This is a genomic window from Streptomyces filamentosus (assembly GCF_014654895.1).
GTDB classification, from domain to species: Bacteria; Actinomycetota; Actinomycetes; order Streptomycetales; family Streptomycetaceae; genus Streptomyces; species Streptomyces filamentosus.
This window is the reverse complement of the sequence record NZ_BNBE01000001.1, coordinates 1,331,442-1,347,785: the sequence shown is the minus strand read 5'-3', so window position 1 is coordinate 1,347,785 and position 16,344 is coordinate 1,331,442. Positions and strand designations below refer to the sequence as shown.

Sequence of the window (16,344 nt, the reverse complement as noted above, 5' to 3'; positions counted from 1 at the left end):
CGCCAACTCAGGAGTGTTGTTCACTCGTTCGGGTGGCGGAGCGGCCGATGCCCGTCTCCTACCCGGAAGCGCTGGAATGGTCGGAAGCCGTACCAGGGGTGGGGGCGGACCCTCGTGACCGGCCGTCACCTCTGCTGTGTGGGCGGACGAGTCAAGAATGCGAGCACCGGTGCAGAAGAAGCGGCCTCGGAGCATGAGCGGCGCGCGGAGCCAGACCCCCGGTGAGCCGTCGAACCCGGGAACCCCCCAGGCCCCCCCGGCCACCGGAAGCGCGGCTCCCGCCGGCGCGCCCGTGCCGGCCCCCGGCGGTCGCCCCAAGCGCGTCCGCACCCGCCTCGTCGCCGGTGTCGCCCTCGTCGGCGCCATCGTCCTCGGCGCGGGCGCGCCCGCCGTCCTCACCGCCTCCGCCGAACTGAACGAGTCCCGGCGCCTGGTCACCCTCGCCGAACTCGACCGGCAGGCCGTCACCCTCGCGCACTCCCTCGCCGACGAGCGCGACGAGGTCGTCGCCTTCATCGCCGCCGGCCGCGAGGACCAGAGCGGCCCCAAGAAGGAACGACGGGCCGTCACTCCCGCCAAGTCGGCCCGCGTCGACCGGCAGATCGACGAGATCCGGGCCGCCGCCCCCGACGCGCTGCGCCGCGAACTCGCCGGCGTCGCCTCCGTCCGCCGCACCGCCGTCACCGGCAAGGGCACGGCCCTGGAGGCCCACAGGGCGTACAGCGACGTCATCGCCAAGCTCCAGGACCTCGCGGAGCAGCTCGCCGAGCGGACCCCGCCCCGGGCCGCCGAGCCCGGCACCGGCGCCGGCGGCCGGGCCCCCGCCGACCTCGGCCGCGCCGTCGAGCAGGCGTCCGCCACCCGCGGCCTGATCCTCGCCGCGCTCGTCGTCCCGCAGCCCGAGCCCACCGGCGAGATCCGCTACGACGCCACCACCGGCACCTACGTCGCCGACGAGCCCGAGGGCGCCGAGGAGGCCGCCCGCGCCCGCGACCTGCTGAGCGCCGCCGCCCAGCAGGCCCGCGTCCGCGAACTCGCCGCCCTCGGCGACTTCGACCGGTCCGCCGGCGCCGCCGCCCGCGACTCCCTCGCCCAGACCGTCACCGGCCCCGAGGTCAAGACCGCCGAGCAGGCCCTCGGCCGGCTCACCGACCAGCCGACCCTCACCGAGGCCGAGACCCGCACCTCCCCGTCCGCCCTGGAGGCCGCGCTCTCCGCCCGCATCGAGCAGATGCGCGGCGTCGAGTCCGCGCTCGCCGCCAAGCGGGTCGAGCGGCTCACCGCCCTGCGCGACGACGACGTCACCGCCCTCGAACTGCGCCTCGCCCTCCTCGGCGGCTGCCTGCTGCTCGCCGTCGGCGTCTCCACCTACGTGGCCCGCAGCCTCACCCGGCCGCTCTCCGTCCTGCGCCGCGGCGCGGCCCGGCTCGCCGCCGCGCCCGACCCGGCCGCCGAGGAAGCCGTCCGCTTCACCGGCCGCAACGACGAGTTCGCCCAGGTCGTCCGCTCCCTCAACGCCCTCCAGGGGCAGCTCGCCGCGCTGGCCGCCCGCACCGGGCGCCTCGCCGAGGAGCGGACCGGCCTCACCGCCGCCCGGGAGACCGCCGAGGCCGAGCTGGCCGCCCAGAGCGCCGAGCTCCAGGGCCGGATCGCCGTCCTCACCGCCGACCTCGAACGGCTCCGCGACACCGTCCGGCACAGCTTCGTCAACCTCTCGCTGCGCAGCCTCGGCCTCGTCGACCGCCAGCTCGGCGTCATCGAGAAGCTGGAGGAGCGCGAGCAGGACCCCGACCGCCTCGCCACCCTCTTCAAGCTCGACCACATGGCGACCGTCATGCGCCGCCACAGCGAGAACCTGCTGGTCCTCGCCGGCCACGAGCACGTCCACGGACACAACGGGGCCGTCCCGCTCGTCGACGTGCTGCGCGCCGCCGTCAGCGAGATCGAGCGGTACGAGCGGGTCACCATCCAGTCGCTGCCCCCGCACGCCCAGGTGGCCGGCTTCGCCGCCGACGACCTGAGTCACCTCGTCGCCGAGCTCCTGGAGAACGCCACCTCGTTCTCCCCGCCGGACACCGAGGTCCAGCTCTCCGGCTGGCTCCTGGAGACCGGCGAGGTCATGCTCTCCGTGCAGGACTCCGGGATAGGGATCCCCGCGGACCGGCGCGCCGACCTCAACACCCGCCTCGCCGCCGCCGACCCGGAGGCGTTCGAGGGCGAGGGGCTGGGCATGCGCGTCGTCTCGCTGCTGGCCGCCCGCCACGGCGTCGGCGTCGAGCTGCGCGAGCAGAAGCCCGGCGGCACGGCCGCCGTCGTGGTGCTCCCGCTGCCGCTGCTGCCGACCGCGCCGCCCGCCGCCTCCGAGCAGGTGCGGCTCGGGGGCACCGGCGCCGGCCCCGTCGTCCACCTCCCCGGCTCCGAGGCCGAGGCCAACTCCAACGCCCTCCCCTCCCGCAGCCGCGACCCGCTCGTCGAAGCGGCGGAACGAGCCTTCCGCGACGCGGAGCGGCCCGCCCCCGCCCCGGTGACGGAGCCCGGGCACGAGCCCGCACCGCAGGAGCCCGCGTACGAAGCCGGGCCGGTCGCGTACGAGCCCGAGCAGGCCGCGTACGAAGCCGAGCAGGCCACGTACGAAGCCGCACCGCAGGAGCCCGCCTACGAGCCCGAGCCGCCCGCGTACGAGCCCGGACCGACCGCCTACGAGCCCGCGTTCGAGCCCGTCGTGGCGGAGACCGCGTCCGAGGAGGCGTACGGCTCCGAGCCCGCCGCCCGCGTCGAGCCGGAACCGTCCCGCGTGCCGCCCGCCGAGTCCGTCTCCGAGACCACCCTCCAGGTGCGGCTGCCCGACCCGCCGCCCGAGCCGGACAGCCACGAGCGGGCCGCCGAACCGGCCACCGCGGCCGTCCCGGAGCAGGGCGGACCGGCCGACCCGGTGGACCCGGCCGACCCGGCGCAGGTCCCCGGACCGCGTCCCGCGCAGTGGGAGCGCGTGACGGACAAGGGGCTCCCGAAGCGGACCCCCCAGGTGGTCCGCACGCCCGCCGAGCCCGCCGCCCCCCGCCGGGGCGCGGTCGACGCCGAGGCACTCCGCCGCCGTCTGGGCGGCTTCCACCAGGGCGCCGTGGCCGGGCGCCTGCACGTCGAGGCGGAGATAGCCGCCGAGAGCACCGCGCGTACAGAGGAGATGACGGGGGACACAGTCGAGGAGGCACGCAGTTGACCGCCACGGGAACGACCGGCACCACGAGTACGACCGCACCGACCGGCACCACCGGGATCCAGGGACCGAGCACGGAGGCCCGCAACCTGCAATGGCTGCTGGGCAACCTCGTGGAGGAGGTGCCCGGGGTCCGCTCGGTCGCCGTCGTCTCCTCCGACGGGCTGATGCTGCTCTCCTCCGACCCCGAGGAGCAGCGCCCCGACGCCGTCCCCGACGGGACCGCCCGCGCCCGGGGCCCGCGCGGCTCCAGCGCCGACCTCGCCACCATCGTCTCCGGGATCGGCAGCCTCACCGTGGGCGCCGCGCGGCTCATGGACGGCGGCGGCGTGAAGCAGACCATGGTCGCCATGGAGGAGGGCAGCGTCTTCGTGATGTCGATCAGCGACGGCTCGCTGCTCGGCGTGCACGCCACCCCCGACTGCGACATGAGCGTCATCGCCTACCACATGGCGCTCTTCGTGGGCCGTGCCGGACACGTCCTCACCCCCGAGGTCCGCAGCGAGCTGCGCAAGTCGATGGAGAGCTTCCGGTGACCTCGCTCTCCGCCGCCCACCGGCTGCCGGTCCGGGGCGAGGGACGGCGCCCCGCGCGCGTGCGCCCGTACTCGCTCACCGGGGGCCGCACCCGCTTCGGGCACGTGCTGCTCGTCGAGACCTTCGTGGCCGCCCTGGAGGCGCCCCTCGCCCGCAAGGTCCTCACCGACGGCGGCCCCGCCGCCCGCGGGCTCATGCCCGAGATGCGGGCCATCGTCGAGATCTGCCGCCGGATGCGGACGGTGGCGGAGATCTCGGCCCTCCTCAAGATGCCGCTGGGTGTCGTCCGGGTGCTGCTCAGCGACCTGGCCGACCAGGGAAAGATCCGCGTGTACGGAACCGGTCACGATACCGGCCAGCCCGACCGCGCACTGCTCGAAAGGGTGCTGAGTGGACTCCGCCGTCTCTGACGCCACCGCCGACGCCGCCACCGCCGACGCCGCCGCCGTCCCCGCCGCCGCGCCGGCCGCCCCGGCGATCCCCGTACAGCCGGGACCGGGGCAGGCCCCCGCGGAGCCCGACCCCGAGGACGGCGCCCAGGACTGGCAGCTCGACCACTCCCGCGCCCCGATCGCCACGAAGATCGTGGTCGCGGGCGGCTTCGGCGTCGGCAAGACCACCTTCGTCCGCGCGGTCTCGGAGATCACCCCGCTCCAGACCGAGGCGCTGATGACCCGGGCCAGCGAGGGGACCGACGACCTCACCGCCACCCCGGACAAGCTCACCACCACCGTGGCGATGGACTTCGGCCGGATCACCCTCGACAACGACCTGGTCCTGTACGTCTTCGGCACCCCGGGACAGCAGCGCTTCTGGTTCATGTGGGACGACCTCGTGCGCGGGGCGATCGGCGCGATCGTGCTCGCCGACACCCGCCGCCTCACCGACTGCTTCCCCGCCCTCGACTACTTCGAGAGCTGCGGACTGCCGTACGTGGTGGCGGTCAACCACTTCGAGGGCACCGCGCGGTTCGAGCCGGAGGACGTCAGGGAGGCCCTGACGATCGCCCCCGGGGTCCCCGTGGTGATCATGGACGCGCGCAAGCGCTACAGCGTGGTCGAGACGCTGCTCGCCATGGTCGAGCACGCGCTCTCCGCCACGCCCGAATAGTCCCTCCCCCAGCCCTTCCCCCGTCTTCGCCAGGAGCCCCCGCCCATGCGGAAGATACTCATAGTCGGCGCCGGACAGTCCGGCCTCCAGCTCGCCCTCGGTCTCCAGTCCCAGGGGTACGAGGTCACCCTCATGTCCAACCGGACGGCGGACGAGATCCGTTCCGGCCGCGTCATGTCCACGCAGTGCATGTTCCCCACCGCGCTCCGGCACGAGCGCGACCTCGGCCTGAACTTCTGGGAGTCGCAGGCCCCGAGGATCGAGGGCCTCGGCGTCTCCGTCGCCGGCCCGGACTCCGCCCGCCTCATCGACTGGGTCGGGAAGCTCGACGGCTTCGCCCAGTCCGTCGACCAGCGCCTGAAGATGGCTGGCTGGATGGAGACCTTCGCCCAGCGCGGCGGACAGCTCGTCATCCACGGCGCGGCCGTCGGCGACCTCGACTTCTTCGCCCGCCGCTACGACCTGGTGCTCGTCGCCGCCGGCAAGGGCGAGCTGGTCTCCATGTTCGGCCGGGACGCCGAGCGTTCCGTGTACGCCGAGCCGCAGCGCGCCCTCGCCGTCGCGTACGTCCACGGCCTCGGCCCGCGCCCCGAGCACCCCGACTTCGACGCGGTCCGCTGCAACCTCGTGCCCGGCGTCGGCGAGCTCTTCGTCATGCCGACCCTCACCCTCTCCGGCCGCGCCGACATCCTCTTCTGGGAGGGCGTCCCCGGCGGCCCCGTCGACGCCTTCCAGGGCGTCAAGGACCCCTCCGAGCACCTCGCCCTGACGCTGGAGCTCATGGAGAAGTTCCTGCCCTGGGAGTACGCGCGCGCCACCCGGGTCGAGCTGACCGACGCCGGCGGCACCCTCGCGGGCCGGTACGCGCCGACCGTCCGCAAGCCGATCGGCCGGCTCCCCGGCGGCGGCCTGGTCCTCGGCGTGGCGGACGTCGTCGTCGCCAACGACCCGATCACCGGCCAGGGTTCCAACTCCGCGGCCAAGTGCGCGGCCGCCTACCTCGCGGCGATCGTCGAGCACGGCGACAAGCCCTTCGACGAGGCGTGGATGCAGAGCGCCTTCGACCGCTACTGGCAGACCGCCGAGCCGGTCACCAAGTGGACCAACGCGATGCTGGCCCCGCCGCCGGAGCACGTCCTGAACCTGCTCGGCGCGGCCGGACAGCTCCAGCCGATCGCGGACCGCTTCGCCAACGGCTTCGACGACCCGGCCGACTTCGAGAACTTCTTCTTCGACCCGGAGAAGGCCGCCGCCTACCTGGCCTCGCTGACCGCCGGAGCCTGACCCTCCCGGTCGTGCCCCCCGTCCGTGTCGTACCCCTCGTCCGAGCCCTCGCGGGCGCCCTCGGGGAGGACGGGCGGGGTGTACGACTCCAGGGACGCGGCGCCCGGGTCCGGCCGCACCGCCCCGAGCAGCGGGTTGGCCGCGAGGGGCGAGACCTTGACCCGGCCGCCGGGACGCGGGGCCTGCACGACGAGGCCGTCGCCCAGATAGAGGGCCACGTGGGTGGCGCCGGGGAAGTACACCACCAGGTCACCGGGCCGCAGCTCGTCCAGGCCCACCCGGGGCAGCCGTGCCCACTGCTCCTGGCTGGTGCGCGGGACCTCTCGGCCGGCCGCCGCCCACGCCCGCTGCGTGAGCCCCGAGCAGTCGTACGCCTCCGGGCCCTCCGCCCCCCACTCGTACGGCTTCCCGAGCTGGTCCACCGCGAAGCGCAGGGCCTCGGCGCCCGCCCGGGAGGGGGCGCGGGCGGGGCCGAGGGCACCGGAGCCGAGGAGTTCGCGCTGGGCGCCCGCGGTCTCGGCGCGTTCGAGCGCGGCGAGCCGGGTGAGCTGCCCGGGGGAGAGCGAGGCGATGAGCGCCTCGACCTCGGCGAGCTTCTTCCGCACCTGGTCGCGCCGGGTCCGCTGCTGCGCGGCGAGCGTCCGCTGCCGGTCGAGGGCGGTGCGGGAGGCGGCGGCGAGGCCGGCCGCCCGGCGCTCGGCCGCCCGCAGCCGGGGGAGGGCGGCGGCCCGCTCCCTGGCCGTGCGGTCCATCAGGTGCCGGGCGTCCAGGGCCGACTGGGGGTCGTCGGCGAAGAGCAGCCGCAGCGGCGAGGCGTAGCCGGTGCGGCCCTGGTACTGCTCCCGGGCGAGCCGTCCCGCCTCGGCCCGGCCGCGCGCCAGGGCGGCGCGGGCGGCCTCCAGGGAGGCGGCGACCCGCCGGGCTTCGGCGGTCTTGAGCTTCAGCGCCTCCTCGGTGGCGTTGAAGCGCTCCGCTGCCTCCTCCGTCTGCCGGTAGAGGGTCCGGAGCCGGGTCAGGAGCGCGGCCGCGGAGTCGCCCCCGGCGGGCGGCAGCGCGGCGGCGTCGTCGGGCGGCGCGTCGGCGGAACCGGGGGGCTCGGGGGTTTCGGTGGTCCCGGCGGTTTCGGTGGCGCCGGGGTCCTCTGCGGTCCCGTCGTCTTCGGCGGTCGCCGGATCCGGGGCCGGACCCCGGTCCGAGCCGGGATCCGCCCCTGAGTCCGCCCCTGAGTCCGCCCTTGGATCCAGCCCCGCCCCCGCGTCCAGCCCCGCAGTTCCGTCCGGGTCCACCGGTCCCACCGGTTCCGCCGCCGGGTCCGCTCGGGCGAGGGGGGCGAGCGGGGCGGGGGGTGCCGGTGGCGGGGGTGCCGCCGCCGTGCCGGCCAGGGCCGTCAGTGCGGCCAGGGCTCCCGTACAGACCGTGCGCAACAGCCTTCGCGACACGTCACCACCACCTCCAGAGCGGGCTCCGGAGGCATCATGGCGCGTCAATTCATCCGATTACCGTACGGATCGGGGCGTGGCTTCCGACGTCACCCGTTCGGCTTCGACCACGGCCACTTCAGCTCGCGCCGCTCGCGGCCCTCGGGGGCGTACGTGTAGACCCAGCCGCGCTGGAGCCCGAGCCGCTTCGTGTGCCCGGCGGGCTCGCGCCGGTACGCGTACAGCGCGGGCGGCTTGCCGTCGTGGGCCGGGACCGGCACCTCGTACCACTTCGGCGGGTGGCCGGTCGGGCCGAGCAGGACGGGCAGCACCCGTCCGTCGAGGGGGCCGCCGCGGAAGGGGGTGTTCTCGCTTCTCACCCCACCAGTCTCCCCCGGCCGCTCCCGTCGCGGGGGTCACAGCAGCCGGGCCGCCTCGTCGGCCAGCGGCAGCAGCCGCCGGGCCAGGTCGGCGGCGGGCCCGCCGGGGCGCTCCTGGGCGAGCAGCCGCCGCACCACCCCGGCGGTCTCCGGGTCGCTCGCGGCGCTCGCCGCCAGCAGCGCCACGAGGTGGTCGACCATCCAGGCGCGCAGCTCGCCGGCCGGCGGCCGCCCGTCCTCGTCGAGCCAGATGAGGGAGGCGGCCTCGACGGCGGCGATCCAGGTGCGGACCGCCATCGCGAGCCGGCCGCCCGGCCGCCGCGCCCCCAGGTGCAGGAAGATCTGCTCGGCGGCGGCCCGCCGCACCTCGTCCACGATCGTCGCGGTGCGGGAGGTCGCCACGACGCTGCCGCCGCGCAGCAGGGCGCTGAAACCGGCGTCGTGGCCCTCCACGAAGGCGAGGTAGCGGTCGAGGACCCGGCCGAGCCGCTCGGTGGGCGGGCCCTCGGCGGGCTCGTCGAAGCAGCGGTTCAGGGCGTCGGCGGAGGAGCGCAGGGCGGCCTCGTACAGCTGCTGCTTGCCGCCGGGGAAGTAGCGGTAGACCAGCGGGCGCGAGACCCCGGCCGCCTCGGCGACGTCGTCGAGCGACACGTCCTCGGGCGCCCGGTGGGCGAAGAGCCCGAGGGCCGCCTCCAGGAGCTGGCCGCGCCGCTCCTCGACACTGAGCCGGCGGTACGCGGGGGAGGCGGCGCTCGTCATGCCCGCAGGGTAACCCCGGTACGAGGGCCTCCGGCCCCCCGTCCCGGAGGGGATCAGGCCAGCAGGCCGGACGACCGCCACAGCCGCCGTCCCGGGCCCCGCAGCACGCCGATGTCGTCGAGGAAGTCCGTCAGCCGCTTCGCGCCGGCCTGCATGACCTCCCGCCGGTGGCCGCTCGCCCGCACCTGGGCCACCGCCTCGCGCCGGTCCAGGCCCACCGCGTCGTACACCCCGGGGTTGACGAAGCAGGAGGAGAAGACCCGGGCGGCCTCGCCGCAGCTCAGCCGGGTGAACTCGCGCTCCCAGCGCGGGGCCGTCACCATCTGGCGGCGCAGCTCCTCGCGGGCGTACCGCACGTGCCTGGCCTCCTCCACCACGTGGATCCGGGTGACCCCGCGCACCAGCGGCTGGATCCGCTCGTCCGGGAAGGTCAGCCGCTGCATCCAGTCGAGGATCTCCTCGCCGAGGAGGGTGGCGGCGAAGGAACCGGGGGTGGTGGAGACGGACTTCAGGATCCGGGCGAGGTTGTGGTGGATCCGGGGCACCGGGTACTCCCCGGTCCCGCTCTTGGTGATCAGCCGGGCGAACATCATCGAGTGCCGGCACTCGTCCGCGATCTCGGTGAGGGCGTAGCGCACGTGCCGGCTGGTCAGCGACTTGTCGTAGATGTGCCGGACCAGCAGCTGCATCAGGATGACCTCGAACCAGATCCCGAGCGAGGCGAGCGAGGCGGCCTCGTGGCGGGAGAGGTCGATCCGCTGCTCCTCGGACATCCGGCGCCACAGGGGGGTGCCGTAGAGCGAGACCAGCTCCGGCGGCCAGTACCACTTCCCCTCCTCGAAGGGGGCGTCCCAGTCGAGCTCCGCGTCGGGGTCGTGGGAGTGCTTGCGGGAGGCGTCCAGGAGCCGCTCGGCGAGCCGTTCGCGGTCGCGGAGCGGGCCCAGGGCGTCGCTCAGGAGGGTGAGGTCGGGCTCGGTGAAGGGACTCATGGCGGGGGACACCTCACTGGGTTACCGGCGGTCACTCGTTATCAGACTGCCCGTCAGCAAGCCCGTCAATCCCTCCTGCGCGACTTGTTGACGCTCCGTCCAGCAGCGTGTGAGCCTGCTTCCGGCGGCCGAGGGCCGGTGCTTGGAAGGAGTGGTCGATGTCGACGCACGAGCTCTACGTGAACCCCCCGTCCGGACCCGGCCGGGAGATCCCCGCCTCCGGCGACGCCCGCTTCTCCTGGGAGTACGACATGGCCGGCGCCGGCCGCGACCGGCTCCTCGCCCTCTACCAGAAGGGCAAGGACAAGCAGTGGGACGGCGCCCGCCGCATCGACTGGGACCTGGAGGTCGACCCGTACGACCCGCTCGGCACCCCCGACGAGGCGCTCGCCCTCCACGGCACCCGGTACTGGGCCAAGCTCACCGAGAAGGACAAGGGCGACCTCCGCCGCCACTACGCCGCCTGGAACTTCAGCCAGTTCCTCCACGGCGAACAGGGCGCCATGGTCTGCGCCGCCCGGATCGTCGAGTCCGCGCCCGACCTCGACGCCAAGTTCTACTCCGCCACCCAGACCATGGACGAGGCCCGGCACGCCGAGGTCTACGGCCGCTTCCTCCACGAGAAGATCGGGATGCTCTACCCGATCAACGACGACCTCCAGGCCCTCCTCGACGACACGCTCCGCGACTCCCGCTGGGACATGCCCTACCTCGGCATGCAGGTGCTCATCGAGGGCCTGGCCCTCGCCGCCTTCGGCATGATCCGCGACACCACCGACAAGCCGCTGCCGAAGCAGATCCTCGCCTACGTCATGCAGGACGAGGCCCGGCACGTCGCCTTCGGCCGGATGGCCCTGCGCGACCACTACAAGCAGCTCACCGACGCCGAGCTCCGCGAGCGCGAGGAGTTCGTCATCGAGGGCTGCCACCTGATGCGCGACCGGCTGCGCGGGGTCGAGGTCCTGGAGAACTTCGGCGTCCCGAGGAAGGAGGCGGAGGAGTTCAGCGAGCGGAGCGAGTTCCTGCACCTCTTCCGCAAGCTCCTCTTCAGCCGGATCGTCCCCTGCGTCAAGGACATCGGCCTGTGGGGCGAACGCCTCCAGAGGGCCTACCTCGACATGGGCGTCTTCGACATGGGCGACTCCAGCCTCGACCTCCTCATGACCCGGGACGAGGAGGTCGCCGAGCGGCTCGACGCCGAACGCTTCGCGGCGGAGGAGCGGGCCCGGGTCGCCGAGGTGGCCGAGATGGTCGCGGACGGGGCGGCGGAGGGGTAGGGCGTCAGCCTCCGGAGCCGGGCGCTCCGCGCGGGACGGCGGACGGCTTCCGCGCGGGGGCGGAAGGCCGCTCGCCGGGCGCTCCGCGCGGTGCGGCCGGGACGGTCCGGTCCGGAGCGGGGCGGGCGGGTGCGGCCGGGGCGGCCGGGGCAGGGCTGGCCGGGGCGGCCGGGCGCGTCGTCTCCGGGGCCCGCCGCGCGCCCGGCGCCCCGCGCGGCCGGGCCGGGGCCGGCGGCTCCGTGGCACGGGTGCCCCGGGCGCCCGGCGCGCCCCGGGACTCCGCCTCCAGGCGCAGCGCCTCCCGCATCACGTCCCTGGCGATCGGCGCCGCGCTGCCGCCGCCGCTGATGTCCGCGCGGGCGGCCTCCGCGTCCTCGACGACCACGGCCACCGCGACCGCCGGGCGGGCCGAGTCCTCGGCCTGGGCCCAGGCGATGAACCAGGCGTACGGGGTCCCCGTGTTGCCGAAGCCGTGCTGCGCGGTGCCCGTCTTGCCGCCGACCCGGGCGCCGGGGATCGCCGCGTTGGTGCCCGTGCCCTCCTCCACCGCCCGCACCATCAGCCGCTGGAGCCGGAAGGCGGTCGCCGCGCTCATCGCCTGCCGGTAGGTGCGGCGCGGGGTGCGGTCCACCGTCGCCCCGCCGGAGGTGGTCGTCCGGTCGACCAGGTACGGCTGCGCGATCTCCCCGGTGTTGGCGACGGCGGCGGCCACCATCGCCATCTGGAGCGGGGTGGCCGTCGTGTCGAACTGCCCGATCGACGACAGCGCCAGCTGGTCCGGGCTCATCACGCGGTCGAAGTTGGACTTCGCCACCCAGGACGGCACCCGCAGCGTCGTGTCGTCGAAGCCGAAGCGTTCCGCCGCCTCCACCATCCCCTCCAGGCCGACGTCCACGCCGAGCCCGGCCATCACCGTGTTGCACGACCACTGGAGGGCGTACGCCAGCGAGGCGTCCGCGCAGCCCCGGGCCTCGTTCGGCAGCACCTGCCGGGTCCCGGGCAGCACGAAGGGGTCCGGGGTGTCCGTCGGCGCGTCCACGTCCCGCACGACCCCGGAGTCCAGCGCCGCCGCCGCCGTCACGATCTTGAAGGTGGAGCCGGGCGGGTACGTCTGCCGCAGCGCGCGGTTGAGCATCGGCTGGTTAGGCGAGGTCGTCAGCCGGGCCCAGGCGTCCTTCACGTCCGCGCCGGTGCCGGAGAGCACGCCGGGCTCGTACGAGGGGGAGGAGACGAGCGCCAGGATCCGGCCGCTCGACGGTTCGAGCGCCACGACCGCGCCCCGCTTGCCGTCGAGCCCCCAGTAGGCCGCCTCCTGCATCGACGCGCGGATCGTCGTCACCACGTCGCCGCCGGGGGAGCGGCCCCGGGTGAGGTCGTTCCACAGCGGCAGCGGCGCCAGCATCGGGTCGGCGCCGGACAGGAGCTCGTCCTCGGCGTGCTCGACCATCGTGGTGCCGTACGTCTGGGAGGCGTGGCCGGTCACCGGCGCGTACAGCGGCCCCCGCCGGTAGGTCCGCTCCCAGCGCAGCTGCTGCCCGCTGTCCCGGGAGCCGGTCACCGGCCGGCCGTCGACGACGATCTCGCCGCGCGGCTCGGCCCAGCGGGCGATGGCGGTCCGCCGGTTGGCCGGATTCGCGTCCAGCTCGGCCGCCTCGACCAGCATCACCCGGACCGCGTTGACCAGCAGCGCGGCCAGCAGCAGCAGACAGAGCGCGGCGGCCCGCCGGATGTAGCGGATCACCGGCCCGCCTCCACCCGCGCGAGCTCGCCGGTGTCCGCGCTCTCCGGCCGGGGCGCCCGCGCCGAGTCGCTGATCCGGACGAGGAGCGCGACGATCACCCAGTTGGTCACCACCGACGAGCCGCCCTGCGCGAGGAAGGGCATCGCCATGCCGGTGAGCGGGATCAGCCCCATCACCCCGCCCGCGATGACGAAGACCTGGAGGGCCACGATCGACGCGAGCCCGACCGCGAGCAGCCGCCCGAAGGGGTCCCGCAGCGCGAGCCCGGCGCGGTAGCCGCGCGCCACGAAGAGCGCGTACAGCAGGAAGAGCGCGCACAGCCCGGCGAGCCCCAGCTCCTCCCCGGCCGTCGCCAGGATGAAGTCGGACTTGGCGGCGAAGCCGATGAGGACCGAGTGGCCGAGGCCGAGGCCGGTGCCGAGCATCCCGCCCGCGGCGAAGGCGAAGAGCGACTGCGCGAGCTGCCCGGGACCGTCGCCGGCCCGGATCGAGGCGTACGGATCCAGCCAGTCCTCCACCCGGCTGTGCACGTGCGGTTCGACCGAGCCGATGAGGAAGGCCCCGGCGGCGGCGAGCAGCAGCCCGATGGCGATCCAGCCGGTGCGGCCGGTCGCCACGTACAGCATGATCACGAAGAGGCCGAAGAAGAGCAGCGAGGTGCCGAGGTCCCGCTCCAGGACGAGGACGCCGACGCTCACCAGCCAGATCGCCACGATCGGCCCGAGCACCCGCCAGGTCGGGAACTGGAACCTCCAGATCCGGCGGCCGGCGTAGGCGAGGGCGCTCAGGTTGGCGGAGAGGTACGCGGCGAAGAACACCGCCAGCAGGATCTTCGCGAACTCGCCCGGCTGGAAGGACAGCCCGCCGATCCGGATCCAGATCCGGGCCCCGTTCACCGCCGGGAAGAAGATCGGCAGGATCATCAGGGCGAGCGCGGCGGCGACGGACACGTACGCGTACCCCTGGAGGGCGCGGTGGTCGCGCAGCAGCAGCACGACCACGATGAAGAGCGCCACCCCGAGCGTCGACCAGACGAGCTGGGGGGTCGCCGCCTGGTCGCGGGGGGTCTCCAGGTCCAGCCGGTAGATCAGGACCAGGCCGAGGCCGTTGAGCAGGACGGCGATGGGCAGCAGCAGCGGATCGGCGTACGGGGCCCGCAGCCGTACGGCGAGGTGCGCGAGCAGCGCGAGGAGTCCCAGGCCCGCCCCGTACCGCGCGGCGTCCGGCGGCACCGCCCCGTCGTGGGCGAGGCCCACCTCGGCGTAGCCGCAGACGGAGATGAGGACGGCGCCGAGCAGCAGCACCAGCTCCACCCCGCGCCGCTTCGGGCCCCGGACGCCGGGTGGCGGCGCGTCCGCGGGCGCGTCCGTGCTCCGAGGTGCGGTCATGGTCGGCAACGTAGCAAGCCGTATGCCGTATGTCCCTTTTGTGTGACGATGGGTTGCGCGGTGTGTCGGGGCCGGACGGATCGGGTGCGTCCGGGTCGGACGGGTCGGATGTGCCGGGGCGGGGGACTCCGCCGTACGGGGCGGGGGGCCGGGCGGGCGGTCACGGTTCCCGGGGGTCGTCCTCGAACCGTACGTACTCGGGCAGCCGGATGCGGGCCTCGGCGCCGCCGCCCTCCGCGCCGCCGAACTCCAGCTCCGCGCCGATCACCTCGGCCTGCCCCACGGCGATGGTCAGGCCGAGGCCGTGCCCCTTGCCGCCGCTCTCGGTGCGGAAGCGCTGCGGACCGGAGGCGAGCAGGTACGCCGGATAACCCGGCCCGTGGTCCCGCACGGTCACCGTGGCCCCGTCCACGGTCACCACCACCGGCGGTCCGCCGTGCCGGTGGGCGTTGGCGATCAGGTTCCCCAGCACCCGTTCGAGGCGGCGGCGGTCCGTCTCCACCTCCGCGTCCCGGACGACCCGCACCTCCGTCCCCGTCCCCGCCCCCGGTCCCGTGCCCGAGGCGCGCGCCACCCGCTCGACCAGCGGTCCCAGCTCGTGCACGGCCAGGTCCACGGTCTCGTTGCGGGCGTCGAGCCGGGAGATCTCCAGCAGGTCCTCGGTCAGCCCCCGCATGGCCCGCACCCGGTCCCGCACCAGCTCCGCGGGCCGCCCCTCCGGCAGGAGCTCGGCGGCGGCCGAGAGGCCGGTCAGCGGGGTCCGCAGCTCGTGCGCCACGTCCGCCGTGAACCGCTGCTCGCTCTGGAGCTTGCGCTGGAGCGAGGCGGCCATGGTGTCCAGCGCCCCGGAGACCGTCGCCACCTCGTCCTGCGGACGCCGCGGGTCCCGGGTCCGGGGGTCGTCCACGCGCGCGTCCAGGTCCCCCGCGGTGATCCGGCGGGCCACCTGCGCGGTCGCGTGGAGCCGGCGGGTCACCCGGGTCACGGCGAAGGCGCCGACGGCCAGCGTCGCCCCGATCGCGAGGATCGAGGACCCGACGATCGACCGGTCCAGGGCGTCGATGGTCCCCGCGCCCAGGCTGTGGTCCACCCGCACCGCCAGTGCGTGCCCGTCCGCCGGGGCCGCCGCCCACATGGTGGGGCGCCCCCGGTGGTCGGCGACCATCGTGCCGCGCTCGCCGCGCGCCGTCAGCCGCCGCAGCGGATCCGGCAGCCCCGCCGGATCGAGCCCGGCGAACGGCGGCAGCGGCTCGCCCGCCTCGTACAGCCGGGTCGCGTCCACCAGCCGGGCCAGGGCCTTCTCCCGCGCGTCCCGCACGGTCTGCCCGGTCACGGAGACGTGCACCAGCGTGCCGAGCAGGGCGGCCAGCGCGCAGCACATCACCGCGATGAAGACCGCCGCCTTCCAGGTGAGCGTCGCGGTCCAGGCGGGCGCCCGCGGCCGGCGGGTCCGGCGCGGCGTCACGCGGCGGGCTCCGGGGAGACGGGCGCGGGAGCCGTGCGGCGGGGGGTCGTACGGGGGGAGGGCGCGGTGCCGTCGCGCACGGGCACGATCTCGTCCCGGGTCGGCAGCATGCTGTGCTGGCGCGCGTCCCAGACCCAGGCTGTGCGGTACTCGTACCCCGGGATCCCCGCGGAGGCGGCCCGCACGATCAGGTTCCGCCCCGCCAGCTCCACGCTGACCACCTGGTCGACGGTGGACATCACCCGGGTGAGCCCGCCGTCCTCGGCCATGTACACGCGGACGGAGACCTGCTGCTCCGGCATCCGGATCCCGACGATCAGCTCGTCCCGGCCGTTCCCCGTGAGGTCCCGGTAGTACGGCGACAGCACCGGGCACTTCGCGGGCGCGGAGTCGCAGGCCAGCACCGCCCGCGCGGTCTCCTCGTACATCCCGTCGCCGCCGGTGTACGTGTCGGGGTGCGCCTCCACCTCGGCCCGCACCACCGCCACCGGATCCACGGTCCGCACGTCCCCGCCCCGCACCGTGATCCCCGGCACCCGCTCGGTGTCGGTCTCGCCGTAGTCCACCGGCGGATCCGAAGCGGGCGGCAGCTCGGGCCACAGCCGCACCGGCCCCACGGCGGCCGGCACCGGGCCCTCGCTCTTCAGCCCGTCCCCGGCCCCGCACCCGGCCGTCGCCGCGAGCACCCCGCCGGTGACGGCGACGGCGGCGAGGAGGCCGGCCCGGTTCGCTCTCACACGGCTCCTCGATCGGACGTCGACGGTCTGAAGAAGACCATAT

At 75.1% G+C, this 16,344-nt stretch carries 13 protein-coding genes and 1 pseudogene; 6 read left to right on the top strand and 8 right to left on the bottom strand.

The genetic code is table 11. From position 1 onward, the window contains the following. Window positions 1-157 precede the first annotated feature (157 nt). Genes IE326_RS05760 through IE326_RS05740 form a run of 5 tightly spaced genes read left to right on the top strand, consistent with a single transcriptional unit; the run spans window position 158 to window position 6,147 of the window. Window positions 158-3,220 carry a sensor histidine kinase gene (locus tag IE326_RS05760; RefSeq protein ID WP_190040977.1) on the top strand — a complete coding sequence of 1,021 codons (3,063 nt, stop codon included), beginning with the start codon at window positions 158-160 and terminating at the stop codon, window positions 3,218-3,220. A gap of 56 nt (window positions 3,221-3,276) precedes the next feature. Next, on the top strand, window positions 3,277-3,753 hold the full coding sequence (locus tag IE326_RS05755) for a roadblock/LC7 domain-containing protein (RefSeq protein ID WP_030756957.1): 477 nt from the start codon (window positions 3,277-3,279) through the stop codon (window positions 3,751-3,753). After that, window positions 3,750-4,163: a DUF742 domain-containing protein gene (locus IE326_RS05750; protein ID WP_030756954.1), complete on the top strand. Its 414-nt coding sequence runs from the start codon at window positions 3,750-3,752 to the stop codon at window positions 4,161-4,163. The genes IE326_RS05755 and IE326_RS05750 overlap by 4 nt, the downstream gene beginning before the upstream one ends. Next, window positions 4,144-4,863, top strand: a complete 720-nt coding sequence (locus IE326_RS05745) for a GTP-binding protein (RefSeq protein WP_190040976.1) — start codon at window positions 4,144-4,146, stop codon at window positions 4,861-4,863. The genes IE326_RS05750 and IE326_RS05745 overlap by 20 nt, the downstream gene beginning before the upstream one ends. A gap of 45 nt (window positions 4,864-4,908) precedes the next feature. Continuing rightward, window positions 4,909-6,147, top strand: a complete 1,239-nt coding sequence (locus IE326_RS05740) for a styrene monooxygenase/indole monooxygenase family protein (protein ID WP_150231657.1) — start codon at window positions 4,909-4,911, stop codon at window positions 6,145-6,147. On the opposite strand, the gene IE326_RS05735 is transcribed toward IE326_RS05740, so the two are convergent. From IE326_RS05735 to IE326_RS05720, 4 genes are all read right to left on the bottom strand, one after another. Beyond that, on the bottom strand, window positions 6,117-7,586 hold the full coding sequence (locus tag IE326_RS05735) for a C40 family peptidase (protein ID WP_190040975.1): 1,470 nt from the start codon (window positions 7,584-7,586) through the stop codon (window positions 6,117-6,119). The genes IE326_RS05740 and IE326_RS05735 overlap by 31 nt on opposite strands. An 89-nt stretch (window positions 7,587-7,675) precedes the next feature. Then, window positions 7,676-7,945: a DUF8847 domain-containing protein gene (locus tag IE326_RS05730; protein ID WP_150231661.1), complete on the bottom strand. Its 270-nt coding sequence runs from the start codon at window positions 7,943-7,945 to the stop codon at window positions 7,676-7,678. A 36-nt stretch (window positions 7,946-7,981) separates the two neighbouring features. Beyond that, window positions 7,982-8,704: a TetR/AcrR family transcriptional regulator gene (locus tag IE326_RS05725; RefSeq protein ID WP_150231663.1), complete on the bottom strand. Its 723-nt coding sequence runs from the start codon at window positions 8,702-8,704 to the stop codon at window positions 7,982-7,984. A 53-nt stretch (window positions 8,705-8,757) separates the two neighbouring features. After that, window positions 8,758-9,693 carry an AurF N-oxygenase family protein gene (locus IE326_RS05720; protein ID WP_150231665.1) on the bottom strand — a complete coding sequence of 312 codons (936 nt, stop codon included), beginning with the start codon at window positions 9,691-9,693 and terminating at the stop codon, window positions 8,758-8,760. A 158-nt stretch (window positions 9,694-9,851) separates the two neighbouring features. On the opposite strand from IE326_RS05720, the gene IE326_RS05715 reads away from it, so the two are divergent. Beyond that, entirely contained in the window at window positions 9,852-10,970 is a 1,119-nt protein-coding gene (locus tag IE326_RS05715) for a ferritin-like domain-containing protein (protein ID WP_190040974.1), read from the top strand. 289 nt (window positions 10,971-11,259) lie between these two features. Here IE326_RS05715 and IE326_RS05710 read toward each other — a convergent pair. From IE326_RS05710 to IE326_RS05695, 4 genes and pseudogenes are all read right to left on the bottom strand, one after another. Next, a pseudogene (locus tag IE326_RS05710) lies at window positions 11,260-12,711 on the bottom strand (penicillin-binding transpeptidase domain-containing protein); the annotation flags it as partial. After that, window positions 12,708-14,099, bottom strand: a complete 1,392-nt coding sequence (locus tag IE326_RS05705) for an FtsW/RodA/SpoVE family cell cycle protein (protein WP_150231668.1) — start codon at window positions 14,097-14,099, stop codon at window positions 12,708-12,710. The pseudogene IE326_RS05710 and the gene IE326_RS05705, both read right to left, overlap by 4 nt. 160 nt (window positions 14,100-14,259) lie before the next feature. Further along, window positions 14,260-15,564 carry an ATP-binding protein gene (locus IE326_RS05700; RefSeq protein ID WP_190040973.1) on the bottom strand — a complete coding sequence of 435 codons (1,305 nt, stop codon included), beginning with the start codon at window positions 15,562-15,564 and terminating at the stop codon, window positions 14,260-14,262. Further along, window positions 15,561-16,301, bottom strand: a complete 741-nt coding sequence (locus IE326_RS05695; protein ID WP_150231671.1) for a hypothetical protein — start codon at window positions 16,299-16,301, stop codon at window positions 15,561-15,563. The genes IE326_RS05700 and IE326_RS05695 overlap by 4 nt, the downstream gene beginning before the upstream one ends. Window positions 16,302-16,344 lie beyond the last annotated feature (43 nt).

What these genes read in the sequence shown, in the direction of transcription:
- IE326_RS05705 (WP_150231668.1), bottom strand. Translation starts at nt 14,099, where the DNA reads ATGACCGCACCTCGGAGCACGGACGCGCCCGCGGACGCGCCGCCACCC.
- IE326_RS05740 (WP_150231657.1), top strand. Translation starts at nt 4,909, where the DNA reads ATGCGGAAGATACTCATAGTCGGCGCCGGACAGTCCGGCCTCCAGCTC.
- IE326_RS05760 (WP_190040977.1), top strand. Translation starts at nt 158, where the DNA reads ATGCGAGCACCGGTGCAGAAGAAGCGGCCTCGGAGCATGAGCGGCGCG.
- IE326_RS05725 (WP_150231663.1), bottom strand. Translation starts at nt 8,704, where the DNA reads ATGACGAGCGCCGCCTCCCCCGCGTACCGCCGGCTCAGTGTCGAGGAG.
- IE326_RS05715 (WP_190040974.1), top strand. Translation starts at nt 9,852, where the DNA reads ATGTCGACGCACGAGCTCTACGTGAACCCCCCGTCCGGACCCGGCCGG.
- IE326_RS05720 (WP_150231665.1), bottom strand. Translation starts at nt 9,693, where the DNA reads ATGAGTCCCTTCACCGAGCCCGACCTCACCCTCCTGAGCGACGCCCTG.